Source organism: Kitasatospora sp. NPDC085464 (assembly GCF_044541955.1).
GTDB lineage: Bacteria > Actinomycetota > Actinomycetes > Streptomycetales > Streptomycetaceae > Kitasatospora.
This window is the reverse complement of record NZ_JBITTM010000044.1, coordinates 1-24,598: the sequence shown is the minus strand read 5'-3', so window position 1 is coordinate 24,598 and position 24,598 is coordinate 1. Positions and strand designations below refer to the sequence as shown.

The 24,598-nt window shown below is 74.7% G+C and carries 19 protein-coding genes; 14 read left to right on the top strand and 5 right to left on the bottom strand.

Translation table 11 applies throughout. The features are described 5' to 3' along the window. Window positions 1-136 precede the first annotated feature (136 nt). Together ACIGG8_RS32535 and ACIGG8_RS32530 are read left to right on the top strand one after the other, a co-directional pair. On the top strand, window positions 137-997 hold the full coding sequence (locus ACIGG8_RS32535) for an iron-containing redox enzyme family protein (RefSeq protein WP_396552268.1): 861 nt from the start codon (window positions 137-139) through the stop codon (window positions 995-997). Continuing rightward, window positions 994-1,395 carry a Rieske 2Fe-2S domain-containing protein gene (locus ACIGG8_RS32530; protein ID WP_396552267.1) on the top strand — a complete coding sequence of 134 codons (402 nt, stop codon included), beginning with the start codon at window positions 994-996 and terminating at the stop codon, window positions 1,393-1,395. Before ACIGG8_RS32535 ends, ACIGG8_RS32530 begins: the two co-directional genes overlap by 4 nt. A gap of 58 nt (window positions 1,396-1,453) precedes the next feature. Here ACIGG8_RS32530 and ACIGG8_RS32525 read toward each other — a convergent pair whose 3' ends face one another. Beyond that, the gene (locus tag ACIGG8_RS32525) at window positions 1,454-2,428 is read right to left on the bottom strand and encodes a hypothetical protein (protein ID WP_396552299.1); all 975 of its coding nucleotides are present in this window, start codon (window positions 2,426-2,428) and stop codon (window positions 1,454-1,456) included. A 112-nt stretch (window positions 2,429-2,540) separates the two neighbouring features. Between ACIGG8_RS32525 and ACIGG8_RS32520 the strand changes: the two genes are divergently transcribed. The 7 genes from ACIGG8_RS32520 (at window position 2,541) to ACIGG8_RS32490 (ending at window position 13,898) form a co-directional block, all read left to right on the top strand. Next, a complete protein-coding gene (locus tag ACIGG8_RS32520; protein ID WP_350526549.1) occupies window positions 2,541-3,254 on the top strand; it encodes a sugar phosphate nucleotidyltransferase in 714 nt (237 codons plus the stop codon). A gap of 429 nt (window positions 3,255-3,683) precedes the next feature. Next, window positions 3,684-4,418, top strand: a complete 735-nt coding sequence (locus ACIGG8_RS32515; RefSeq protein WP_350526550.1) for a LuxR family transcriptional regulator — start codon at window positions 3,684-3,686, stop codon at window positions 4,416-4,418. 106 nt (window positions 4,419-4,524) lie between these two features. Then, window positions 4,525-5,508, top strand: a complete 984-nt coding sequence (locus tag ACIGG8_RS32510) for an ATP-binding cassette domain-containing protein (protein WP_350526551.1) — start codon at window positions 4,525-4,527, stop codon at window positions 5,506-5,508. A gap of 158 nt (window positions 5,509-5,666) precedes the next feature. Beyond that, on the top strand, window positions 5,667-6,737 hold the full coding sequence (locus ACIGG8_RS32505; protein WP_396552266.1) for a cysteine synthase family protein: 1,071 nt from the start codon (window positions 5,667-5,669) through the stop codon (window positions 6,735-6,737). Continuing rightward, window positions 6,734-9,592: an argininosuccinate lyase gene (gene argH, locus ACIGG8_RS32500; protein ID WP_396552265.1), complete on the top strand. Its 2,859-nt coding sequence runs from the start codon at window positions 6,734-6,736 to the stop codon at window positions 9,590-9,592. The genes ACIGG8_RS32505 and argH overlap by 4 nt, the downstream gene beginning before the upstream one ends. Further along, window positions 9,589-12,924, top strand: a complete 3,336-nt coding sequence (locus ACIGG8_RS32495; protein ID WP_396552264.1) for an amino acid adenylation domain-containing protein — start codon at window positions 9,589-9,591, stop codon at window positions 12,922-12,924. Before argH ends, ACIGG8_RS32495 begins: the two co-directional genes overlap by 4 nt. Continuing rightward, complete coding sequence (locus tag ACIGG8_RS32490) at window positions 12,921-13,898, top strand: kinase (RefSeq protein ID WP_396552263.1); 978 nt, start codon at window positions 12,921-12,923, stop codon at window positions 13,896-13,898. Before ACIGG8_RS32495 ends, ACIGG8_RS32490 begins: the two co-directional genes overlap by 4 nt. Before the next feature lie 85 nt (window positions 13,899-13,983). Here ACIGG8_RS32490 and ACIGG8_RS32485 read toward each other — a convergent pair whose 3' ends face one another. The 4 genes from ACIGG8_RS32485 to ACIGG8_RS32470 all read right to left on the bottom strand — a co-directional run bounded on the left by ACIGG8_RS32485 (window position 13,984) and on the right by ACIGG8_RS32470 (window position 17,491). Beyond that, a complete protein-coding gene (locus tag ACIGG8_RS32485) occupies window positions 13,984-14,931 on the bottom strand; it encodes a TauD/TfdA family dioxygenase (RefSeq protein WP_396552262.1) in 948 nt (315 codons plus the stop codon). A 78-nt stretch (window positions 14,932-15,009) separates the two neighbouring features. Continuing rightward, complete coding sequence (locus ACIGG8_RS32480; protein WP_396552261.1) at window positions 15,010-15,837, bottom strand: ABC transporter permease; 828 nt, start codon at window positions 15,835-15,837, stop codon at window positions 15,010-15,012. Then, window positions 15,834-17,090 (bottom strand): methylaspartate mutase, encoded by a 1,257-nt coding sequence (locus tag ACIGG8_RS32475; protein ID WP_396552260.1) that lies wholly within the window; start codon window positions 17,088-17,090, stop codon window positions 15,834-15,836. The genes ACIGG8_RS32480 and ACIGG8_RS32475 overlap by 4 nt, the downstream gene beginning before the upstream one ends. Beyond that, window positions 17,087-17,491 carry a cobalamin-dependent protein gene (locus ACIGG8_RS32470; protein WP_350526560.1) on the bottom strand — a complete coding sequence of 135 codons (405 nt, stop codon included), beginning with the start codon at window positions 17,489-17,491 and terminating at the stop codon, window positions 17,087-17,089. The genes ACIGG8_RS32475 and ACIGG8_RS32470 overlap by 4 nt, the downstream gene beginning before the upstream one ends. Window positions 17,492-17,926: 435 nt before the next feature. Here ACIGG8_RS32470 and ACIGG8_RS32465 point away from each other — a divergent pair, with 435 nt between their 5' ends. The 5 genes from ACIGG8_RS32465 to ACIGG8_RS32445 form a co-directional block, all read left to right on the top strand. After that, complete coding sequence (locus ACIGG8_RS32465; protein ID WP_396552259.1) at window positions 17,927-19,726, top strand: fatty acyl-AMP ligase; 1,800 nt, start codon at window positions 17,927-17,929, stop codon at window positions 19,724-19,726. Beyond that, complete coding sequence (locus ACIGG8_RS32460; RefSeq protein ID WP_396552258.1) at window positions 19,723-21,633, top strand: acyl-CoA dehydrogenase family protein; 1,911 nt, start codon at window positions 19,723-19,725, stop codon at window positions 21,631-21,633. Before ACIGG8_RS32465 ends, ACIGG8_RS32460 begins: the two co-directional genes overlap by 4 nt. Continuing rightward, window positions 21,630-22,511, top strand: a complete 882-nt coding sequence (locus tag ACIGG8_RS32455; protein WP_396552257.1) for a hypothetical protein — start codon at window positions 21,630-21,632, stop codon at window positions 22,509-22,511. The genes ACIGG8_RS32460 and ACIGG8_RS32455 overlap by 4 nt, the downstream gene beginning before the upstream one ends. A 77-nt stretch (window positions 22,512-22,588) precedes the next feature. Beyond that, window positions 22,589-22,861, top strand: coding sequence for an acyl carrier protein (locus ACIGG8_RS32450; protein WP_350526564.1), 273 nt, complete (start codon window positions 22,589-22,591; stop codon window positions 22,859-22,861). A 94-nt stretch (window positions 22,862-22,955) separates the two neighbouring features. Beyond that, on the top strand, window positions 22,956-24,598 hold a 1,643-nt coding region (locus ACIGG8_RS32445; protein ID WP_396552256.1), incomplete at its 3' end, for a condensation domain-containing protein.

Here is a 24,598-nt window from a genome sequence, read left to right as displayed (position 1 = left end):
GCCCCGTTCCGGCCCGCGTCCCGCAGCCCCCGGTGGGCGGGAGGACGGCCGGCCACTTGATCAACGGCGTCACCCTACCAACCGGCGACGTCCCGCCGACCGGTGACCTTCGCCCCGAGCCGACCTGGAGCACCGCATGACCACGGCCCTGACCGACAACCCGACACCCTGCACGGTGATCGACCAGAAGCGCCTGTACGACCTCTACACGAGCGTCCCGACGGCGGCCGAGTACCAGGAGATGGTCGGGATGGAGGAGCGCTGGATCGGGGCGATCGCCGAGGGCCACCGCCGTACCGCCCCCGGGTTCGCCTCGCACACCGAACTCCTGCGGGAGCTGTCCGGCTTCCTGGCCCGGGAGGGCGCGGTGGCCTCCGACAGCCACCGCTTCCTCGCCGAGGAGGCGACGATCGACCAGTTCCGGGTGGTGGTCTCGGAGTTCGCGATGGACGGGCTCACCGAGTCGCTCAACCTGCTGCCGGTGGTCCCGCGGCTGCCCTACAAGGCCGGCATGGCCGTCTTCCGCGTGATGGTGGACGAACTCGGCTGCGGCAACGACGACCAGGCGCACTCGGAGCTGTACCGCGAGCTGCTGCGCGAACTCGACCTGCCCACCGAGGTGGAGGCGTACCGGGCCGGCTCCAGCCCGCAGAGCCACGCCTACGTCAACATGTTCCACTGGCTGGCCTCGCGGGCGGACACCCCGGAGTACTTCCTCGGCGGCTACGCCTACTTCGAGGCCAGCGTGCTGTACGGCTTCCGCAGCTTCGCGCAGGCCGCCCGGCGGCTCGGCCTGAAGTCGGGGAAGTACTACACCGAGCACCTCTACATCGACACCTACCACAGCAAGCAGATGCGGGTGGCGATCCGGGAGACGCAGACGGCGCAGGGCCTGGACCTCGCCAAGGTGTGGGCCGGCGTCGAGCTGACCAGCGCCATCGTCGGCGACGCGACCGAGACGGCGATCGCCCTGGCCCGGGAGGCGGGACGCGCATGACCGTGACCGTCACCGACGACACCCCGGACACCCCGGACACGCCGATCACCGCGGACGCGGTGGCGGACCGGCCGGACCGGGAGGCCGCGCAGGACCCCCGGGTCCAGCAGGTCAGCGAGCGGCTGATCCTCGTCGAGGCGGGCGGCCGGCGGCTGATCACCGACGCCGCCTGCCCGCACCGCAAGGGCCTGATGCGCTACGGCCACCTGGACGCCGACCGGATGCTGATCCGCTGCCCGCTCCACCACTCCGCCTTCGACCTCCGGGACGGCGGGCGCCGGGTCGCCGGCCCGGCCTGCGCCGCGCTGCGGATCCTCGCGGAACTGCCCGAGGGCGCACCGGTGCCCCCGGAGTCCGAGCTACGCCGCCTGGAGGGCCGGCTCGATGCGGCGGACTGACCCCGGCCGCGCGGCGGCGGACCGGCCGGTGGCCGGTCCGCCGGGCCGGGCGGCCGGCTCAGCCCGCGGCGACCGCGGCGGCGGGGCGGCCGTCGTGCTCGGCCAGTTCGGCGACCAGGGCGGCCCGCAGCTCCTCGTAGGTCGGCGCCAGCGCGCGCAGGCCCGCGATCACGGCGGCGTCGTCCTGGACGACCAGCGGGTACTGGAGCCCGCCGAGGATCCGGGCCTGCCGGCCCAGCACCTCGGCCGCGATGCGGAAGCCGATCCCCGCCAGGGCGGTGGAGGCGTCCGACAGCCGACGGGCACCGGCCCGGACCGAGAACTTCTCCATCACCTGGCGGATGTCCGGGTCCAGGCCCTCGGCCACCTGCTCGGCCAGCCGCTCCAGGCCGGCCGCGGTGCCGAGCGAACCCGGCGGCATGTCGGCGGCGCCGGTGCTGCGGCCCCGCAGCAGCTCCACGGCGTGCGGCAGCGAGGCCCGCAGGGCCTCGGCCACGGTGGTCTCCCGGACCCGGGTGAAGCCGGTGCGCAGCACGAACGGCCGCTCCACGTAGTCGATCTTCTCCGCCTGCCAGGCGGCCAGGAAGGCCGGCACCGGCAGGGTCGCCCAGGGGTGGCCGTGCGGGTCGTGGAAGACCACGGTGTCCCCGTCGACCGCCACCACCAGCACGTAGTGGTCGGCGCCGATCGCCTCACCGGAGCCGGGCTGCTGGAGCAGCAGGCCCATGTCCAGCGGACCGGCCAGCGCCGGGCCCTCGGCGACGGCCGCGCGCAGCCGCGCCTCGGCCTCCTCGGGGTCGTCGCCGTCACTGCGCCGGCACTCCCAGCCGAGCAGGCCGATCGCCGCGTCCAGGCCCTGCTCCGGGTCCCAGCCGAAGGGATCGAAGAAGGGCAGCACCCCGTCGATCAGCTGGAAGCCGAACGGTGACCCGGTCAGCACCTCCAGCACCGGCGTGCCGGGCGCGCCCGGACCCAGCGCCATGGCGAGCGAGTTGGAGAAGCAGTACGGGCCGGAGCCGATGTAGGGGAACAACACGACCTCATCACATGGAACTTGACAGCACGTTCCCGCTCACCTTAGGCACCCGCGGCTGACCTCCACCACTCGGCACGAAGCACACCACCCCAGCGGAAGGGACTCGATCATGCACGCTTTCATCATGGCCGGCGGCAAGGGCGTCCGGCTGCGGCCCTACACCACCGCGCTGCCGAAGCCCCTGGTCCCGATCGGCGACCAGCACGCGATCCTGGAGATCGTGATGCGCCAGCTCTCGGCGGCCGGCTTCACCCGGGTCACCCTCGCGATCGGACACCTCGGCCACATCATCCGCGCCTACGTCGGCGACGGCACCCAGTGGGGCCTGGAGGTCGAGTACGCGGTGGAGGACAGCCCGCTGGGCACCCTCGGTCCGCTGGTCATGATGCGGGACCGGCTCCCCGAGCACTTCCTGGTGATGAACGGCGACATCCTCACCTCGCTGGACTACGCGGCGGTCCTGGAGCGGCACCGGACGTCCGGCGCCCCGCTGACCGTCGCCACCCACAACCGCCAGGTGAACATCGACTTCGGCGTGCTCACCACGGACGACGGCCGGATCACCGGCTTCCGGGAGAAGCCGAGCCTGGCCTACCAGGTGTCCATGGGCGTGTACGGCCTGAGCCGCGCGACGCTGGAGGGCTACACGCCCGGTCTGCCGCTCGGCTTCGACGAGCTCGTCCTGGACCTGCTGGAGCGCGACACCCGCCCGGCCACCTACGAGTTCGACGGCTACTGGATGGACATCGGCCGCCCCGAGGACTACGACCGGGCGAACACCGAGTTCACCACCCACCGCGACCTGCTGCTCGGCAGCCGCTGACCCCGCCCGTCCCCCGGACCGCAATCCTCCCCGAACCGCACGCCGCGCCGCCCGACGGATCCACGGGCGGCGCGGCGTTCCCGTTCGCGCCGGCCGGGTGCGCGGAATTCGCCGAAAGCGCCCGCGAGGTGGTGCATTTGCTTTGGCGTGCAACTGTTTGACCGGCTCGAACAGCGGCTCCTAGGGTGAAGTCCATGGAGAGAACGGGGGCTCTCGGCGGTTGCCGTGCCTCGAAGGCGGCCGCGTTGCGTTTGCCATGACCGGCCGGGCCTCATGCCCTCCTGAACGGACGTTGCGAGTCAAGCATCAGGGGGAAATGTGACGAGTACGCCTGTCAATGATCCGTCCGCCGTCATCACCGTGCCCGCCGGGCCGATTCCGCCGTCCGAGCAGGCGGCGAGAAAACCGTCCAGCGGGGAAATCGAGAGCATGCTGCTGGAGGCCCGCCGGCTCGTCGAGTTCGCGGTCGACCGGCACCGCAGCGAAGGACGGCTGCTGACCGCGCTGGGGCCGGAGGAGGGCACGGAGACCGCGGAGCACCTGGTCGCTTCGGCCACCCGCTCCCTCGCCGTGGTGCTCTCGGGGCACCACGACGAGGAGATCACCCGGCTCGTCTCCTGCCTGGGCCGCGCCGCGGCGCGCGGGGTGGACGTCCGGCTGCTCGCCGGGGTCGGCCTGCTGGAGAACCGGCTGCTCCTCGAACGGCTGGACAAGTATGCCGCGGGCGTCGAAGTCCGCCTGGTGGGCGCGGCGTTGCAGGACATGGTGCTCGCCGACGGCCTGGTGAGCGTGGTCTGGTCGCGCGCCGCCGGGCCGTCCCGGGAGGCGGTCCTGATGCGGGCCCCGGCCGTCCTGCGCAACCTGCGCACCCTGTTCATGACCTCCTGGAACGGCAGCGCCCCGCTCGCCGACCACCGGCGGCTGAGCGACCGCACCCGCAGCGCCATGGCCCGGCGGATCCTGCTCGCACTCAGCTCCGGACGCACCGACGAGGTCGCCGCCCGGGAACTCGGCATGTCCGTGCGCACCTACCGGAGGAACGTCGCCGAGATCACCCGCGAACTCGGCGCGAACTCGCGATTCCAGGCCGGCGCCCGCGCGATGGAACTCGGCCTGCTGCCGCCGGCGACCGCCGAACACCACCCCACCCGGGCCGCCGGATGAATGGCAGCTTGCTGTAGCGCTCCTTGCCGCGGAAAGGCCGAGGAATGTACGAATTCTGGTGCCCCCCGATCCGTACCCGCCCGCTCTCTGCGAGGAATGACATCCGGTGAACAGCGTGATGATCGAAGCGATAGACGTGAGCCGGTCCTTCGGCAGCACGCAGGCGCTCGGCGGAGTCAGTTTCGGGATAGCGAAAGGGCAGGTGCTCTGCCTGCTCGGGCACAACGGAGCCGGCAAGAGCACGCTCGTCAGCATTCTGTCCACGGCCCTGCCCCCCAGTTCGGGCACGGCCAGGGTCGCCGGGTACGACGTGGTGCGGGAGGCCCGTGAGGTCCGCCGCCGGATCGGGCTGACCGGTCAGTTCGCCGCCGTGGACGAGAGCCTGTCCGGCCGGGAGAACCTGGTGCTCGTCGCCCGGCTGCTCGGCGCGAGCCGGGCCGAGGCCCGGGCCCGGGCGGACGAACTGCTGGACACCTTCAGCCTCACCGGCGCGGCGGACCGGACGGCGGGGACGTACTCGGGCGGGATGCGCCGCCGCCTCGACCTCGCCAGCAGCTTCGTCGGCCACCCGCAGGTGCTCTTCCTCGACGAGCCCACCACCGGGCTCGACCCGGTCAGCCGCGGCGGCCTGTGGGACCTGGTGCGCGCCTGCGTCGCCGAGGGCACCACCGTGCTGCTGACCACCCAGTACCTCGAAGAGGCCGAGCAGCTGGCCGACCGGGTCATCGTGCTCGGCCAGGGCCGGACCATCGCCGACGGCACCGTCGCCGAACTCAAGGGCCGGCTGGGCGGCAGCACCGTCCGGGCGCAGCTCGCCGAACCGGCCCGGGCGGCCGCCGCGCTCGACGCGCTGCGCCGGGCCGGCCTGGAGGCCCGCGCGGGCGAGGCGGACGGCGCGGTCGTCGTGCCCGTCGGCGAGTCCACCGCACTGGCCGTGGTCGTCCGCGCCCTGGACGAGGCCGACCTGGGCATCACCGGGATCTCGCTGACCGAGCCGACCCTCGACGACGTCTACCTGGCCCTGGCCGAAGGCGCCGCGCCGCTGCCCGACCGGGCCGACCCCCGGACCGGCGTCCCGGTCCCCTCCTGATGGCCGGCTCCCGGCCGCGGGCCGCGCCGACCGGGAGGCCGAACCCGTGAACCTGTGGATCCTCTACCGGCTCGCACACCCAACCCCTGTCCTCGTCGGCCCGCCCCGGGATGCCGGACCGGGCACGCCGGTCCCCACCGAATCCCCTGGGAGCTCCCATGACGGTGACCACCGCGCCGTACCACTCGATCACCGAAGCACAGATGATCCCGCGCCTCGTCCGGCTCGGTCCCAACCTGTACGGCGCCGTCTTCACCCTGATGAAGCTGCTGCCGGCCCACTACATCCTCCAGCGGGCCGAACAGCGCGGTGAACTCGGCGACGGTCCCGTCGTCGAGACCACCTCGGGCACCTTCGGCCTCGCCCTGGCGATGCAGTGCGCCCTGATGGAGCGTGAGCTGATCCTGGTCAGCGACCCGGCGATCGACCCCAACCTGTACCGCAGGCTGACCGACCTCGGCGCCCGGGTCGAGATCTGCCGGGACCCCGCACCCGTCGGCGGCTACCAGGAGGCCCGGCTGCGCCGCCTGGCCGAGATCCGCGCCGAACTGCCCGAGTCCTTCTGCCCCGAGCAGTACAGCAACCCCGACAACCCCCGCTCGTACGGGGTGGTCGCCGAGATGCTGCACCGCACCCTCGGGGACGTCGACTGCGTCGTCGGGCCGGTCGGCTCCGGCGGTTCGATGTGCGGCACCGTCCGCGGCCTGCGCGAGCACACCCCGCAGACCCTGGCGATCGGCGTCGACAGCCACCGCAGCGTGCTCTTCGGCCAGCCCGACGGGCCGCGCGGCCTGCGCGGACTGGGCAACAGCCTGTGGCCGGCCAACCTCGACCACGGCGTCTTCGACGAGATCCACTGGTGCGACGCGGCCGAGGCGTACGCGCAGACCCGGGCCCTGCACGCCCGGCACGCGCTCTTCCAGGGCCCGACGAGCGGCGCCGCCCACCTCGTCGCCCGGTGGTGGGCCGAGCGCCACCCGGACCGGCTGTGCGTGGTGATGCTGCCCGACGAGGGGTACCGCTACCAGGCGACCGTGTACGACGACAGCTGGCTCGCCGACAACGGCCTGCTCCTGGACGCCCCGCCGGTCGAGCCGGTCACCGTCGAGTCCCCCGCCGAGGCCGGGCCGGGCTGGAGCCGCTTCGACTGGGCCCGCCGCGCCTACGACGAGGTGCCCGGGACCGTCGCCCGCACCGACCGCCCGCTGCCCGAGCGGGCCCTGTCGTGACCGTCACCGGACGCCTCACCCGGACCCTCGGCGCGCGGACCAGGCGCGTGGTGTACGGCGAGTCGGGGCCGGCGGACATCCGCCAGGAACTGGGCGCCACCAGCACCGTGGACCTGGCGCACGTCGTGATGCTCACCGAGAGCGGACTGCTGCCGCGCGACGCGGCGGCCGCCCTGCTGCGCCGGATCACCGCGCTGCGCGCCGACGGCTTCCGCGAGCTGTACGACCTGCCGGCCCCGCGCGGCCTCTACCTGATGTACGAGGGCCACCTGGTGGCCGAACTCGGCTCGGAGGTGGGCGGGAAGCTGCACACCGGCCGCTCCCGCAACGACATCAAGGCCACCATCACCGCCCTGCGGCTGCGCGCCGAACTGACCGCGCTGATCGGCGAGTTGCTGCGGCTCCAGGCGGTCCTGCTGGCCCGGGCCCGCGCCCACCGCGGCGTGGTCATGCCGGTCTACACCCACTTCCAGCCCGCGATGCCGGTCAGCTACGGCTACTACCTGGCGGGGATCGCGACCGCGCTCGACCGGGACGTCGAGTCCCTGCAGCAGGTCCTCGACCAGCTGGACCGGTGCCCGCTGGGCGCCGGGGCGGTGGCCGGCACCGACCTGCCCATCGACCCGGCCCGCACCGCCGAGCTGCTGGGCTTCGCGGACGGCCCGCTGCACGCCACCGACGCCGTGGCCGCCCGCGACACCATGCTGCGCGCGGTCGCGGCGGCCGCCTCGGCCGCGCTGACGCTCAGCCGGCTGGCCACCGACCTCCAGCTGTGGAGCACCCAGGAGTTCGGCTTCGTCGAGTTCCCGGAGCGGCTGGTCGGCGGCAGCTCCGCGATGCCGCAGAAGCGCAACGCCTTCCTGCTGGAGCACGTCAAGGCCAAGGCCGGGCTGGCGGTCGGCGCGTGGACGGCGGCGGCCTCCGCGATGAAGTCGACGCCCTTCACCAACTCCATCGAGGTGGGCACCGAGGCGGTCGCCGCGGGGTGGCCGGCGCTCGCCGCCGTCCTGGACTCGGTGCTGCTCGGCCAGGCCCTGGTGGGCGGCGCCCGGCCCGTCCCGGCGCGGATGGCGGAGCGGGCCCGGGAGGGCTTCGTCACCGCGACCGTGATCGCCAACCGGCTGGTGGCCCGGGGCGTGCCCTTCCGCACCGCGCACCACGTCGTCGGCGAGGCGGTGCGGGAGGCCGTCGAGGCCGGGGCGACCGAACTGGCCGCGATCCGCCTGCCCGACGGTACGGGCGCCGACTCGGCCGAACTCCCCACGCTGCGCGAGGTGGTGGACGACCACGACCGCGGCGGCGGCCCGGGCGAGTGCGACCGGACGGTGCGGGTGCTGCGGGAGCGGCTGTCCGGGCACTGCGACCGGCTCGCCGCCCAGCGGGCCCGGACCGCGCAGGGCGAGCTGCGGCTGGCGGAGGCGGTGGCGGCACTGACCGGCCCGCCGGCCCCCGCGACCCGCGCAGCAGCAGCGGACACGGACGCAGGCGCAGACGCGGACGCAGACGCAAACGCTGACGGAGACGGAACGGAGAGACGGAACGGAGAGTGCGCCGTGAGCGCGACGGCAGGACAGCACGACGGCGCGGACGAACGGCGGCCCGACGGGCCGTGGTTCGCGCTCCTGGAGAGCAACACCACAGGGACCGGACGCGAGTTCTGCGCGGCGGCCCGAGCCAGGGGACTGCGCCCGGTCCTGCTGACCCGGGACCCGGACCGGTACCCCTACGCGGCCGAGGACCGCATCCCCACCCGGGTGCTGGACACCGGGGACCCGGACGCCGTCCTCGCCTGCTGCGCCGAACTCGCCGAGGGCGCCGCCGGGTTGGCGGGCATCGCGTCCAGCTCCGAGTACTTCGTCGCGCCCGCCGCGCGCACCGCGCGCAAGCTCGGGCTGCCCGCGGCCGACGGCGACGCCATCGCCCGCTGCCGCGACAAGGAGCACCAGCGGACCGCGCTCGCGGCCGCCGGCGTGGCGGTGCCCGCCTTCGCCGCCGTGACCGAGGTGTCCGAGGCGGTACGGGCGGCCGACGCGATCGGCCACCCCGTCGTCCTCAAGCCGGTCAGCGGCTCCGGTTCGGTCGGCGTCCGGCTCTGCCGGGACGGCGCCGAGGTCCGGGCCTGGGCCGCGGAACTGCTGGCCCGGGCCACCGACGAGCGCGGCGCGCCGGTCGCGGCCCGGATCCTGGTCGAGGCGGCCGTGCATGGGCCGGAGTTCTCCGTCGAGACCTTCGACGACACCGTGGTGACCGTCGTCGCCAAGCACACCGGCGCCGAGCCGTACTTCGTGGAGACCGGGCACGACGTGCCCGCACCGGTGCCCGACGCGACCGCCGCCGCCCTCGGCGACACCGCGCGGCGGGCCCTCGCCGCGCTCGGCCTCGGCTGGGGCGCGGCCCACACCGAACTGCGGCTGACCGACGCCGGACCGGTGGTGATCGAGGTCAACCCGCGGCTGGCCGGCGGGATGATCCCGGTCGCCGTGCGGGCCGCGCTCGGCACCGACCTGGTGGACGCGGTGATCGCCCGGGTGGCCGGGCTGCCCGCCGGCCCCTCCGCCGGCGGCGCCGGACACGCGGCGATCCGCTTCCTGCCCGCCGACCGCGAGGGCGTGGTCGCCCGGGTCGGCGGACTCCCGGACGCCGTGGCGGCGCCCGGCGTGGTGGCGGTGACGTCCGGCACCGCCGAGGGCCGGACGGTACGGATCACGCACTCGTTCCAGGACCGGCTGGCCTGCGTGGTCGCCACCGGAACGGACGCGGACGAGGCAGCACAGCGCGCGGTGACCGCCGCGCGGCTGATCAGGATCGAGCTGGCGGAGCCGGCGACGCTTGGACGAGGAGTCGGGGGCCGATGACGGAGCACGCGGACAACCAGGCGTTCACCAGGGTTCCCCGGTGGACCGCGCCGACCGCCCGGGAGGAGGGCGGCGCGGTCCACGACACCCGGATCGCCGAGGACCTCACCCGCACCCTGGAACTCCGGGCCGCCGAGCTGGGGGCCGATCTGCCCGCCCTGCTGACCGCCGCCCACGCCCGGGTGCTCGCGACCGTGGCGGCCGAGCGCGCGCTGCTCGTCGGTCACCTGCCGCCGGGCGGCGCGGGAACGGTCCGGCCGCTGCGCCTGGCCGTCGAGAACTCCACCTGGGCGGAGCTGGTGGCGCGGACGGCCGCCGCCCCGGCCGGGCCCGCGACCGACGCGGGGGCCGAGCCCGGGGGCCGCCCGGAGGTGGTCCTGGACCTGTCGGGCCTCGCGGCCGACGGCACCGCGCCCGCCCCGGCCGCCGCCGACGGCACCGCACCCGGGCAGGCCGACACCCCGGCCGCCGCGCTCGCCGACGGCGCCGTGCTGGGCGTGGCCTGGCACCGCGACGGGACCGGCCTCACGCTGCGCCTGCGGTACGACCGTGCCGCGCTCGACGCGGGCCACGCCCAGCGCCTGGCCGGCTACCACCTGGTGGCGCTGGCCAACCTGGCGGCCGGCCCCGGCGAGCGGCACGACCGGCAGAGCCTGCTCTCGGACCGCGAGGTCGAGAAGCAGCTCTACGGCCTGGCCGGGCCGCGCGCCGAGCTGCCCGACCGCACCTTCGTGGACCTCTTCGAGGAGCGGGTGCGGGCCGTGCCCGACGCCGTCGCGGCCGAGCACGCGGGGGAGCGCTGGACCTACCGGGAGCTGGACGAGCGGGCCAACCGGGTCGCGCACGCCCTGGTCGGGGCCGGCGCCGCCGCCGAGGACGTGGTCGCCGTCGTCATGGACCGCACCCTGGACTGGCTCGCCGCCGCCCTCGGCGTGTTCAAGGCCGGCGGCGTCTACCTGCCCGTCCGCCCCGACTTCCCGGTGGACCGGGTGGCGACCCAGTTCGAGCGCAGTGAGTGCCGGTTCGTGCTGACCGGGCCGGGCAGCGAGACCCTGGCCCGGGAGGCGTCCGCGGCCGTCGCACAGCCGCCGGTGGCCCTGTCGGTGCCGGAGATCCGCACCCGCCCCGACCTCTCCGAGGCCCCGACCGGGGTCACGGTGACGCCCGGGCAGGCGGCGTACATCTACTTCACCTCCGGCTCGACGGGCGCCCCCAAGGGCGCGGTGTGCGAGCACGCGGGCATGCTGAACCACCTCTTCATGAAGATCGAGGACATGGGGCTGGCCGGCGGTGCCGACGAGGTCGTCACCCAGACCGCCTCGCAGTGCTTCGACATCTCCCTGTGGCAGTTCGCCGCCCCGCTGATGGTCGGCGGCACCGTGCGGATCGTGGACACCGACACCCAGCTCGACGTCGCGGGCTTCCTCGACGAGATCGCCGACGGGCGCGTCACGGTGATCCAGATCGTGCCGTCCTACCTGGAGGTGCTGCTGACCCACCTGGCCCAGCACCCGCGCCCGCTCGGCCGGCTGCGCACCGTCTCGGTCACCGGGGAGGCGCTCAAGTACGAGCTCGTCCAGCGCTGGTTCGCCGCCTACCCGGGGATCAGCCTGGTCAACGCCTACGGCGCCACCGAGGTCTCCGACGACACCATGCACGAGGTGCTGCGGGGGCTGCCCGACCGGGACTTCGTGACGGTCGGCCGCTCGCTGCGCAACGTCAACACGTACGTGCTCGACGAGAACCTGGCCCTGGTGCCGCTCGGCTCGCCCGGCGAGATCGCCTTCTCCGGCGTGTGCGTCGGGCGCGGCTACATCAACGACGAGGAGCGCACCCGGCAGGCGTTCGTCCCCGACCCGTTCCGCCCCAACACCCGGATGTACCGGACCGGTGACTTCGGCCGCTGGCTGCCCGAGGGGCGGATCGAGTACCTGGGCCGACGGGACGAGCAGGTCAAGATCCGCGGCTTCCGGATCGAGATCGGCGAGATCGAGAACAAGCTGCTGGCGATGCCCGGCGTGCGGGAGGCCGCCGTCGTCATCGACGGGGGCGCCGGCGACCTGCGCAACCTCGTCGCGTTCTTCGCGGGCGAGGAGGACCTGCCGGCCGAGCGCGTCCGCGACTTCCTGGCCACCCTGCTGCCCGACTACATGGTGCCCACCTACTTCCACCAGGTGGAGCGGCTGCCGCTGACCGAGAACGGCAAGATCGACAAGAAGGGCCTGGTCCGGATCGCCGGGACCCTGGGCCACGGCGGCGCCCCCTACGCGGCCCCCAGCACCCCCTCCGAGCAGCGCCTGGCCATGCTGTGGGCCGAGGTGCTCGGCGTACCGCTGGAGCGGATCGGACGGGCCGACAGCTTCTTCGACCTCGGCGGCACGTCGCTGGCCGCGGTGCGGCTGCTGGTCCACCTGGACCGCGCGCTGTCCCTGAAGGACCTCGTCGGGCGTCCCGTCCTCGCCGACCTGGCCGCCGCCCTGGACGCCCGGGGCCGCGGCGACACCGCCCCGGCGGTCACCGGCCTGCTGCAGCCGCTGTCGGCCGCCCGCGCCCCGCACCACACCCTGGTCTGCTTCCCGTACGCGGGCGGCAACGCCGTCAACTTCCGTTCGCTGGCCGCGGAGCTGGAGCGGGACGGCTTCGCCGTCGAGGCGGTGGAGCTCCCCGGGCACGACTTCCCCGGCGGCCCCGACGCGGCCGGCGAGGGCACGGACGGGGAGCTGCCGGACGTCCCGGAGCTCGCCCGGCGGGTCCGGGACGAGATCATCGAGCGGATCACCACGCCGGTCCTGATCTGGGGGCACTGCGCGGGCGCCGCGGCGGCGCTGGAGACGGCCCGCCTCCTGGAGGAGGCCGGCCGGCCGGTCGAGCGGGTCTTCGTCGGCGCCCTCCTGCTGGCCGGGACGGAGGAGCTGCGCGCCGAGATGGCCGAGGTGTCCGCCGCCGACAACCAGGCCCTGCTGGCCCAACTGCGCGCCGACAACGCCTACGTGGAGCTGGACGCGCTCAAGCCGGAGCGGGCCGACGTGGTGGGCCGGGCCTACCGGCACGACGTCCTGACCGCCAACCGCCAGCTGATCCGGCTGCGGGAGGACGGCGCGCGCTACCGGCTGGACGCGCCGGTGGACGTCGTGGTCGCCCGGGACGACGCCTCCACGGCCGGCTTCGAGGCCGCCCACGGCGACTGGAAGGCGGTCTCCGACCGGGTCGAGCTGCGCGAACTCGCCAGGGGCGGGCACTACTTCATCAGCACCCGACCGGGGGAGACCGCCGACGTGGTGCGGCGGGCCGGCCGGCGGACCGGGCAGTGGGACGAGGAGGAGGCCAGGTGACGGCCGAGATCATCACCCCGGCGCCCGGTCGGGCGGCCACCGTCCGGCCGGGCGCCGGGATCGGCACCGGGGCGGGCAGCGGGACCGGAACCGGGGTGAGCACCGGGGTGAGCACCGGGGTGAGCACCGCCTTCGGCACCTTCGGCGAGCTGCTCCAGGGCGTCCTGCCCGAGGAGGACGGGGACTTCCTGGTCACCCTGCCGGTCGCCCGCTGGGCGATGGCCAGGTTCGAGCCGGACCCGGACTCCGACGTGCTCCGGGTCTGGCCGCCGCACAAGAAGAAGGCCCTGCGCCTCACCGCGATGATCATGGAGGACGCCGGGCGGCCGGCCGGCGGGCTGCTGAAGATCCACAGCACCCTGCCCGAGGGCAAGGGCCTGGCCAGCTCCTCGGCGGACCTGGTGGCCACCGCCCGCGCCGTGGCCAACGCCCTGGACGAGGCCATGCCGCCGCGCCGCATCGAGTCCTACCTCGCCCGGATCGAACCGACCGACGGCGTGCTCTACCCCTCGATCGTGGCCTTCCACCACCGCACCGTGCGGCTGCGCGCCCGGCTGGGGTCGCTGCCGTCGATGGCGGTGGTCAGCGGCGACGAGGGCGGCGCGGTGGACACGGTCTCCTTCAATGCCATCCCCAAGCCGTTCACCGCGGCCGACAAACGGGAGTACGTGCGGCTGCTGGACCGGATCACCGGGGCCGTCGCCCGCCGGGACCTCGCCGAGGTCGGGCGGGTCGCGACCGCCAGCGCCCGGATGAACCAGGTGCTGCGCCACAAGTGGTCGCTGGAGGGGATGATCGGCATCTGCCGCGAGGTGGGGGGCCTGGGCGTGGTGGTCGGCCACAGCGGCACCACCCTCGGCATCCTGCTCGACACGGCCTCGCCGGACTGCCCGGCGCAGCTCGCCGCGGCCGCCCAGGCCTGCCAGGACCTGGTCGGCAACGTCACCGTGTACCGCACGCTGAGCTTCGACTGACCGCCGGCCCGCACGACGGAGCGGGGCCGCACCCGGAACACCCGGGTGCGGCCCCGCTCCTTTCGTGCGGGCCGGCGGTGGCGGCTCAGGGACGGAACGGCTCGCCCAGCCCGACGACGATCTCCCGCTCGCCCCGGTACGGCTCGCGGCTGTGCGCCGTACGGACGTTGTCGACCACCAGCAGGTCGCCCCGCTGCCAGGGCTCGCGCACCGTGTGGCGCTCGTAGACCTCGTTGATCGAGTCCACCGTGGCGGCGTCCAGCGGTGTCCCGTCGCCGTGGAAGGTGTTGAACGGCAGCCCCTCGGGGCCGAACTCGGCGACCAGGAACTCCCGCACCTCGGGGGCCATCGTCCACTCGTTGAGGAAGGCGATCTGGTTGAACCAGCAGCGCTCGCCGGTGTCGGGGTGGGCGAGCACCGCGGGCCGGGTCTGCACGGTGCGCAGGGCCCCGTCGGAGTCCCAGTGCGTCTCGATGCCGTCGGCCGCGCAGTAGCGGTCCACCTCGGCGCGGTCCGTGCTGCCGAACGCGTCCTGCCAGCCGATGCCGACGAACGGGTTGTAGTGCCGGGTCAGCCGCCAGCCGTGCCGTTCGAACCGCTCGACCAGGCCGGCCGGCAGGTCCTCCAGGACCAGCCGGGCGTCCGCGAGCGCCGTCACCCCGCCGCTCGTCGGCGGGGTGACGCAGGCGAAGGCCAGCAGGCGCGGGGCCCGGGCCGCGTAGCTCATCTCGTGGTGCATGCACATGGGCTGGTCGGCCGGCCAGTGCGAGGAGGAGTACACGCCGGGGGCCGGGTACGGGTCGCGCGGGGCGAACCCCTCGCGTTCGACCAGGCCCTCGCCGAGGACCCCGGCCACGACGGCGGCGGCCCGGTCCCGGCCCGCCAGGTCCAGTCCGCGGACCAGGACGGCGCCGTGCTCGGCCGCCAGCCCGCGGATCTCCGCGCGGTGGCGCGCCGTCCAGGCCTCGGCGTCGGTGCCCGGGTCGGGCGCCGCGTCCAGGCGGACCAGCGGCCGTGATCGCAGTTCGGTCATGGTTGCTCCGTTTCGTGGAGGTCCGGGGACGTCCGTTACGGGAGGACGTCCGGTCCGAGGGGAGGAGTCGTCGCGGGGTCAGGCCACCGGGCGGCGGAACGCCCGGACGGCGGCGGCCGACCCGACCGCCGCGACGAGCACGCTGGTGCCCAGGGCGGCCCACACCCGGGTGCCCAGCGGCAGGTCGAGGGCGAGCGCCCGGCTCGCGTCCATCGCGTACGACAGCGGGTTGAGCCTCGCCAGCAGCTGGAGCCAGCCCGGCAGCCGGTCCGCCGGCACGAACGCGCTGGACGCGAACATCAGCGGGAACGTCACCAGGTAGCCCGCGCTCTGCATGGCCTCCGCGTTGCGCAGCCACGCGGCCAGGGCGAGGAAGATCCAGGTCATCGCCCACACCACCGCACAGGTCAGCAGCAGGGCGGCCAGCAGCCCGAGCGGACCGCCGGCCGGATCGGCGTCCAGCACCACGACGGCGACCACCAGCAGGATCACCAACTGCACGGCGGTGCGCAGCAGATCGGCGAGGCTGCGGGCGATCAGCAGCAGCGGCGCGTGGATCGGCAGTGTCCGCAGCCGGGCCACCGCGCCGTTGTCCATGTCCCGGACCAGTCCGATGCCCGAGGCCACCGCGGGACCGATCCCGGTGGTCACCAGGAGCGCCGGCAGCAGGTAGTCCAGGTAGCCGACCCGCGCCGGCAGGTGGCCGCGGTCGACGATGCTGCCGAAGACCTGACTGAGCAGCAGCAGCATGAACACCGGCTGGAGCATGCTCAGGACCACCGCCCGGCGGTGCGCCAGGTGCGCCCGGATCGAACGGCCGGTGAGGATCAGCAGCTGCGCGGGCACGCTGCTGCCCTGCCAGAGCGTCGCGGCGGGGCGTTCCGGCAGCGGGGTGGTGGCGGTCATCGGGTGCCTCCTGGGTCGTAGGTGCGCTGGACCCGGGTCAGCGCGGTCAGCAGGTCGGCGGAGGTCAGCTTCCGGGCACCGGCCACGGCCGTACGGGCCAGCGGCAGCCGCCCGGTGTCCGACCAGCGCAGCCGCCCGTCGGTGTCGATGAAGCTCCTGGTCCGCCCCGCGTTGTCGGGGTGCAGGCAGAACGGGATGTCGAGCAGGCCGCGCCGGAAGGCCAGCAGCAGCGCCTCGCCGACGTCGTCGTGCAGCGCCAGCACGGTGTGGACCAGCGCGCGGGCCTCCGCGTACACCTCGGAGTCCACGCCGGGCCCGGCCCCGGCCGCCGGCCGGACGGCGGTGCGCGCCGCCCGAGCGGCGGTCTCCAGCGCCTCCACGTTGTCGGCGATGGTGGGGATGCGGTGCGCCTCGGCGGCGGTCTTGACGATGAGCCGGGCCGCACCCGACTCGACCGCCAGCCGCGCCGCGGCCTCCAGCAGCCGCAGCGCGCCGGTCCGGGAGGCCGGGTACACCCCCATGTAGGCGTAGACGACCAGGTGCCGGTCGACGCCCGGCAGCAGCTCGCCGGCCAGCGCGTCCAGGGCAGCCACCGCCTCCCGGTCCTGCTCCGGACTGGTCTGCTGGGCGTAGCTCAGGGAGACGCTGCGCAGGCCGTGCCGGGCGAAGAACACGCCCTCCAGGACGCTCAGCGCCACCAGCACCGACGGCGGGCACAACTGCCCGAGCATGCAGCCGCCGAAGCTCTCCAGGTGCGGCACCCGGTCGTCGGTCCCCGCCCGGGCGAGCATGCCGCAGACGGTCCGCCAGGCGGCCACCGCCTCGCTCAGCGGGGTGCGGCTGTACGGCAGGCAGTACGAGACCGGGCCGCCCTCGGTGGCGTCGAGCCCCAGGGCGAGCAGGGCGGCCACGATGTGCTGCGGCCGCGCCGAGCCGTGCCGCACCTGCACCGGGAACCCGGTGCCGTGGACGCCGTCCAGCACCGTGTGCGACACGGCGGGGGCGTGGGTGCAGATCGGGTAGCCGTTGAGCGGGACGCCCTCGGCGACGGCCAGCCGGGCCGCCGCCAGGTCGTTGACCCGGGTGTAGCTGTCCAGGGTCAGGGTGCCGACCGTGACGGCCTCGGCCGCCCTGGTCCGCTCCAGCCCCTCGCGCATCAGCCGCGGATCGCTGAAGCCCATCCGCGGCTGCACCACGAGCTCGCCGCGCGCGTGCGCGCGGGCCACGAAGCCGCCGAACGACGGCGGGGTCACGACACGGCTCGGTACGGCGTCCGGGCGGCCAGGGCGCGGAACGCGGGCAGTTCCCCGTCGTCGAAGACCCGGTCGTAGCCGGCCGCCGTGAGCCGGCGGATCATGCCGACGTTGCGCAGGCCGTCGGTGACGAGCTTGCCGCCGATGACGACGGTGGTCGAGGCCAGTTCGGGCTGCGCCCGCAGCGCCCGGATCAGCCGCAGGCCGTCGTTGAAGCCGTGGCCGTTGACGCTGCTGACCACCACGAGCCCCGGCTGCAGCTCCAGGCAGGAGCGCACCACCAGGTCGTCCGGCGGGCACGGGCCCAGGTTCGCCACGGTGTGGCCGATTTCCTCCAGGACGAGCTGGAGGTAGACGAGATTCCAGGTGTGGGCGTCGGATGAGGTGCCGGTCAGCAGCACGGAAGGGGATTCGGTACCAGGTGAGGAATTCATGGGTCCAGGTGTCGAATTCATGGGAGTTCCGGTCTCGGGAGAACCGGCGTGTTCCGGCGCCAGGACCGGTACGCCGATCACTCGGCGGAAAGGGGGGAGTCCGATGCCAGCGGTCGGGAAAGGCGGCCTCGCGCTGACGGCCGCGCGCTGACGGTGCCTCGACTCTACTGCCCGTCAGGGCCCCCGGACCGGGTCCCGACTGGCCGGTACCGGAGGGCCGGAGGCCCCCGACGGGGCCCGCGGTGCAGGAAAGGCCCCCGTCGCCGGGCGCCTGCCCATCCCGTCCTGCAGTTTGCTGTCAGCCGCCTTCCGCGGCCCGCCGGGGCGTCGCTAGAAAGAAGCTGCGGTGCCGGACCGGCGCGGCAGGAATTCCAGGAGCGAAGGCGAAGGGCAGGCATCCACATGGCGGAAATCGTCACCGCCCCCAGTGTCACCGCAGTGCTCGTCGGGCATGCGGAGAACATTCCGGAGAAGGACGCGCTGACATTCGTGAGCGATCCGCTCCGGGAGGACGGGGCGATCCGGCTGACGTACGCGGAACTGGACCGGCAGGCCCGCGAGATCGCCGTGCGGCTGCGCGCCGCCGGCATCGTCCCGGGCGAGCGGGCCGTGCTGCTCTACCCCGCCGGGCCGGCCTTCCTGACCGCCTTCCTCGGCTGCCTCTACGCCGGCGCCGTCGCCGTCCCCGCCTCGCTGCCCGGCCGCTACCGCCACGAGCGCCACCGCGTCGTGCGGATCGCCGCCGACGCCGGGGCCGTGGCGGTCCTGACCGACACCGCCACCAGCGGCGACGTCGAGGACTGGATCACCGAGGAGGGGATCGACGACCTCGCCCTGCTGGTCACCGACGACGGCGCCGGACCGGGCCCGGACGGCTGGACGATGCCGCCCGCCACGCACGACACCGTCGCCGTGCTGCAGTACACCTCCGGCTCCACCGGCGACCCCAAGGGCGTCGTCATCACCCACGGCAACCTGCTGCAGAACAGCTCCACCATCATCGACCGGTTCGGGCTCGACGAGCACACCCCGTTCGGCGGCTGGATCCCGCACTTCCACGACATGGGGCTGATGGGCATCATCCTGCCGTCGCTGCTGCGCGGCGCCGGGACCGTCCTGATGAGCCCGTCCACCTTCCTCAAGCGGCCCCACCTCTGGCTGCACATGATCGACCGCTTCGGGATCCACACCAGCGCCGCACCCGACTTCGCGTACGAGCTGTGCGTCCGGCGGATCACCGACGCCCAGGCCGAGGGCCTGGACCTGTCCCGCTGGAAGTACGCCGTCGACGGCTCCGAGCCGGTCCGCCCCGCCGTCCTGGACGCCTTCCAGCAGCGCTTCGCCCCGTACGGGCTGCAGCCCACCACCCTGAGCCCCTGCTACGGCATGGCCGAAGCCACCCTCTTCGTCTCCGGCGCGCTCGACGGCCGCCCCGTCGTGCGCCACATCGACCCGGACCTGCTGGAGAACCACGAGTTCCGCCCGGTGGCCGACGGCGCGCCCGGCCGCGCCGTGGCCGGCTGCGGGCCCGTCACCGGCGCCGAGATCCGGATCGTCGACCCCGGCACCCACCGCGTCCTGCCCGAGGGCGGCGTCGGCGAGATCTGGCTCCGCGGCCCCGTCATCGGCCACGGCTACTGGAACCGCGAGGCCACCAACGCCGCCGAGTTCCGCGCGACCACCGACGACGGCGACACCGGCTACCTGCGCACCGGCGACCTCGGCACCCTGTACGACGGCGAGCTGTACGTCACCGGCCGGCTCAAGGACGTGCTCAACCTGCGCGGCCGCAACCTCTACCCGCAGGACATCGAGCAGGAACTCCGCGTCCAGCAGCCCGAACTGGGCAGCCTCGTCGGCGCCTGCTTCGCCGTTCCCGGCGACGGCCCGCAGCGCGAGGACGTCCTCGTCGTCACCCACGAGGTGCGCGGCATCAAGGAGGAGGAGCTGCTGCGCCGGCTCGCCGCCGAGATGCGGCTGACCGTCGCCCGCGAGTTCGGCGCGCCCGTCGGGGCCGTCCTGCTGCTGCGCCCCGGCGGGGTGCGCCGCACCACCAGCGGCAAGGTCCAGCGCTCGGCGATGCGCGAGCTGTTCCGGGCCGGCGCCCTCGAACCCACCTACGCGGACTACCAGGAGAACCTCCTCCGCCCGGTCACCGGCGCCCCCGCGCCCGCCGTCGCCGCCGGGAAGGCCGGCGCATGACCGCCGCGGCGCCCCCCGCCCGGAGCCCCGCCGCCACCGACCCGGTGGCGCGGCTCACCCGGCTGCTGCACGAACTCACCGGCCCCGGACAGCCCTTCGACCCGGCCGGGCTGGCCGCCCTGGACGAGGCCGACGCCTTCCCCGCCGACGCCTGCCGGGCCCTCGACGAGGCCGGCCTGCCCCGCTACTACGTGCCCGCCGAACACGGCGGCGCCCTCGACGACTTCGGCGTCGTGATGCGGCTGCTGCGCGCCGTCTCACGGATCGACCTCACCGTCGCCGCCGCCCACGGCAAGACCTACCTCGGCGCCGTGCCCACCTGGATCGCCGGCGACGCCGGACCCGCCCGGCGGCTCGGCCGGCGGATCACCGCCGCCGAGGTGGTCTCCTGCGCGCTGACCGAACGCCACCACGGCAGCGACCTGCTCGCCGGCGAGGTCGTCGCGCGTCCCGCGCCCGACGGCGGCTGGTTGCTGGACGGCGAGAAATGGCTGATCAACAACGTCACCCGGGCCGGCCTGGTGACCGTGCTCGCCCGCACCGACGAGGCGGGCGGGCCGCGCGGCTTCAGCCTCTTCCTGGTCGACAAGGCCCGGCTGGCACCCGGCGCGCACACCGCCCTGCCCAAGGTGCCCACCTACGGCATCCGCGGCGCCGACATCAGCGGAATCGCCTTCCACCGGGCCCTGCTGCCCGCGGACGCGCTGATCGGCGCGCCCGGCCAGGGCGTCGAGATCATCGTCAAGGCCCTGCACATCACCCGGACCTGCTGCGCCGCCATGTCGCTCGGCGCGGGGGACCACGCCCTGCGCCTGGCCGCGGACTTCGCCGCCGCGCACCGGCCCGGCGGCGCCCCGCTCGCCCCCGGGGAGCAGGGCGCGGCGCTCGCGCGGCAGCCGCACGTCCGGCGCGAACTGGGCGAGGCCGCCGCCGGTCTGCTCCTCGCCGAAGCCACCGGCCTGGTCGCGGTGCGCTCCCTGCACTCCCTCACCGGCGAGATGAGCGTGATCTCCGCCGTCGCCAAGGCCCACGTCCCGGCCCGGACCGACGCGGTGATCGCCCGGCTGCTGCACCTCCTCGGCCCGCACGGGCTGCTCGGCGCCGGAGACCCGCACGCCCTGTTCGCCAAGGCGGAGCGGGACCACCGCATCATCGGGATCTTCGACGGCAGCAGCCTCGTCAACCGCAACGCGCTGATCGAGCAGTTCGTGCGCATCGCCCGCGGCTACCGCAAGGGCCGCGTGGACGCGGACGGCCTCGCCGAGGCCACCGACCCGCACACCCCGCCGAGGCCCTTCCGGCCGGCCTCGCTCAGCCTGCTGTCCACCGGCGGCTGCTCCGTCGTGGCCGGACTGCCGGGGGCCGTCGCGGAACTGCGCGAGCGGGTCGCGGCGGAGCCGGCGGGTGCGACGACCGGCACGTCCGACACGTCGTCGGCGTCCGGCACGTCCGACGGGCTGCGCTCGGTGCTCGCGCTCGCCGAGCGCCTCCTCGACGCCACCGACCGCCTCCACGAGGCGATGGCGGCGGTCCGGTTCGCCCCCCGGGCCGTCCCGGCCGAGGCCTTCGACCTCGCCGAGCGCTACGAGCTGTGCTTCGCGGCGGCGAGCGCCCTGCACCTCTGGCTGCGCGGGACCGGGAGCGGCGTCGGAGCGGTGCCGGACACCTGGCTGCGCGGCTGCCTCGTCACGGCGCTGACCGACCTCGGCGAACCCGTCGAGGACGCCGAGGCCGAGGTGCTGGACCACCTCGCCGACGACCTGCTCGCCTGCCCGCCCGGCACCTTCCTCTCCCTGCTGGAACAGCCCGACGCCCTGAACGGCCCGGGCCACCCGGACACCCCGGGCCACCCGGACGCCCCGGAGCACCGCGCGCCCGTCGGACCCCGGAAGGCGGAGGCCTCGTGAACACCACCACCGCAGCCCTCGCGGACGCCCTGGAACAGCGCCTCGGCGACCCCTTCGACCCGGCGAACCCGTACGGCTTCCAGGCCGTCGTCGCTGCCGCGGAGGCCGGCCGGCGCCCGGACGGGGACGCCTGGGAGGTCCCGGACGGCGACCCCGAGCCGGTGCTGCACGCGCTGCGGGCCGTCCACCGCCGGTCGCCCGCCGTGGCCGCGCTGCCGCCCGCGACGGTCGCCGGGGCCGGGGGCCTCACCGAGGCCCTCGCCGTCGGTGCCGGCGTCGGAGCCCTCGACTCCGCCCTGCGGATCACCCTGCGGCACCTGCGGGCCCGCCGGCTCTACGGGGCCGCGGCGATCGACCTGCCGTCCCTGCGCTCGCTGCTCTCCGGCGCCTTCGCCGACCTCCTGCTCTGCGACGTGCTGGCCACGCTCGCCGTGCGCGAGGCGGCGGCCGGGCCCGCGCAGCACGGCACCCCCGCGCACGCCCTGGCGGTGCTCGGACCGCGCATCCTCCAGGGCGCGCTGGACCGCCTCTCGGTGGTGATGGGGTCGCGCTTCTACATCCGCGTGGGCGAGCACGCCGCGTTCCAGCTGCTGCTGTCCGAGACCCAGCGCGCGCTGTTCGAGGCGGGCCGACGGACGCCGGAGGCCGACGCGGCCCCGGTCCCGCTCACCGAGCTGCTCGCCGACCCCGCGGTCGCCGCCCTCTGCGACCCGCAGCTGCTCGCCGCGGCCCCGGGGCGCGGGCTGACCGGCCGGGTCCGACGGGCCGCGCAGCCGACCGGCCCGGTGCACGAGCAGCTGTACGCGGAGCTCGTGGACCGCTACGAGGGCGGCCGGTCCTTCGACCTGGCCCGGCGCGCCCTTCCCGACCGGCCCTGACCCGCCCTGACCGGCCCTGACGGGACCCGACCCATCGTCCCCACCGTCCCCCGACCACTGCCACCGAGGAGAGCCCGATGACCGACACCGGTACCGACACCCACACCGTCGAGAGCCTGCGCACCTGGCTGGTCGACTGCGTGGCCGCCCACCTGGAGCGGCCCGCGGACACCGTCGACCCCGCCGCGAGGCTCTCCGACTACGGCCTCGACTCGCTGTACGTCCTCTCGGTCGCCGCCGAGCTGGAGGACCACCTCGACATCTCCCTCGACCCGACCGTCATGTGGGACAACCCCACCATCGACGCCCTCAGCGCGGCCCTCATCGAGGAACTGGCCCGGGAGGCCTGACCCTCCGACGCCCACGCCGGCTCCCGTCCCGCCCCACGCGTCCCCGCCACGCCCGCAGTCCGCCACCCCGCAGATCCGAGAGGACCGCTCGTCCATGTCCGACGACGCCCGTACGCTCCGTCGACCCGTCACCGCCGCCCAGCTGGGCATCTGGGTCGCCCAGCAACTGCAGCCGGACAGCCCCCTCTACAACTGCGGCGGCTACTACGAGATCGACGGTCCGGTCGACGTCGACGTGCTCGCGCAGGCCGTGCGCCGGGGCGTCGAGGAGACGGAGGCCCTGCGCTCCCACTTCGTCGAGGACACCGGCCCGGACCACGAGCCGGACGGCGAACCGCGGCTCCACCAGCTGGTCACGCACGCCGAGGAGCGGCCGCTGCGCGTGGTCGACCTGCGGGACACCCCGGACCCGGAGGCCGAGGCGCACCGCTGGATGGCGGGGGAGATGGCCCGGCCGTTCGACCTCGGCCGCGGCCCGCTCAGCGTCCAGACCCTGCTCAGGCTCGCCGACGACCGCTCGTTCTACGTGCACCGCTACCACCACGCGGTGCTCGACGGCTTCGGCCAGTCGGTCTACACGGACCGCGTCGCGGCCCTCTACACCGCCCTGCTGGCCGGGCAGGAGCCCCCGGCGTCCCCCTTCGCGACGCTGGACCGGGTGGTCGCCGACGAGGCCTCCTACCCGGACTCGCGCCGGCGGCGGCAGGACCGCGCGTACTGGCTGGACCGCTTCACGGAGGTGCCGGACCCGATCACCCTCGCCGACCGTTCGGCCGGCAGCACCCACAGCAGCCTGCGCCGCGTCCGGACCCTGGACCCGGACCTGGTGGCCCGGCTCGCCGCCCTCGCCGAGCGGTCGGGCGTGCCGTGGCCCGCCCTGGCGATCGCCGCCACCGCGGTCCTCTACCAGCGGATGACGGGCCGGACGGACTTCACCTTCGCGCTCCCCCTCGCGGGCCGCACCGGCCGCACCGGGCTGACCACGCCGAGCGCGATGGTCAACGTCCTGCCCATCCGGCTGACCCCCGCGCCGGACCGCACCTTCGCCGACCTGACCGCCGACGTCGCCCGCTCGCTGGCGGACGTGATCCGCCACCAGCGGTTCCGCGGTGAGGACCTCGTCCGGGAACTGGGCCTGTCCGGCGGCCGCCAGGCCCGGCTCGGCCCGACGGTCAACGTGATGGCCTTCGCCGGCGAGCCGGTCTTCGGAGACAGCCCCGCCACGGTCCACCCGCTGTCCACCGGGCCGGTGAACGACCTGAAGGTCAACTTCTACGGCAGCGCGACGTCGCGCGGCGGGATCCGCCTGGAGTTCGACGCGGACCCGGCCCTCTACCGGGAGGACGAACTGACCGCCCACCAGGACCGGCTGGTCCGGGTACTGGAGCAGGTCGTCGCGGACCCGTCGGTCCTCGTGGACCGGGTGGATGTGTTCGTGGCGGGTGAGCGTGAGCGGGTGTTGGTGGGGTGGAACGGTGAGTCGCGGGTTGTCCGTGATGTGTCGTTGCCGGTGTTGTTCGGTGAGCAGGTGGAGCGGACGCCGGATGCGGTGGCGGTGGTCGCGGGTGGGCGGTCGTTGACGTATCGGGAGTTGGATGCGTGGTCGAACCGGGTGGCTCGATGGTTGATCGGGCGGGGGGTCGGTGCGGAGTCGTTCGTGGGGGTGGTGCTGCCGCGGTCGGTGGAGTTGGTGGTGGCGCTGTTGGGTGTGGTGAAGGCGGGTGGTGCGTATGTGCC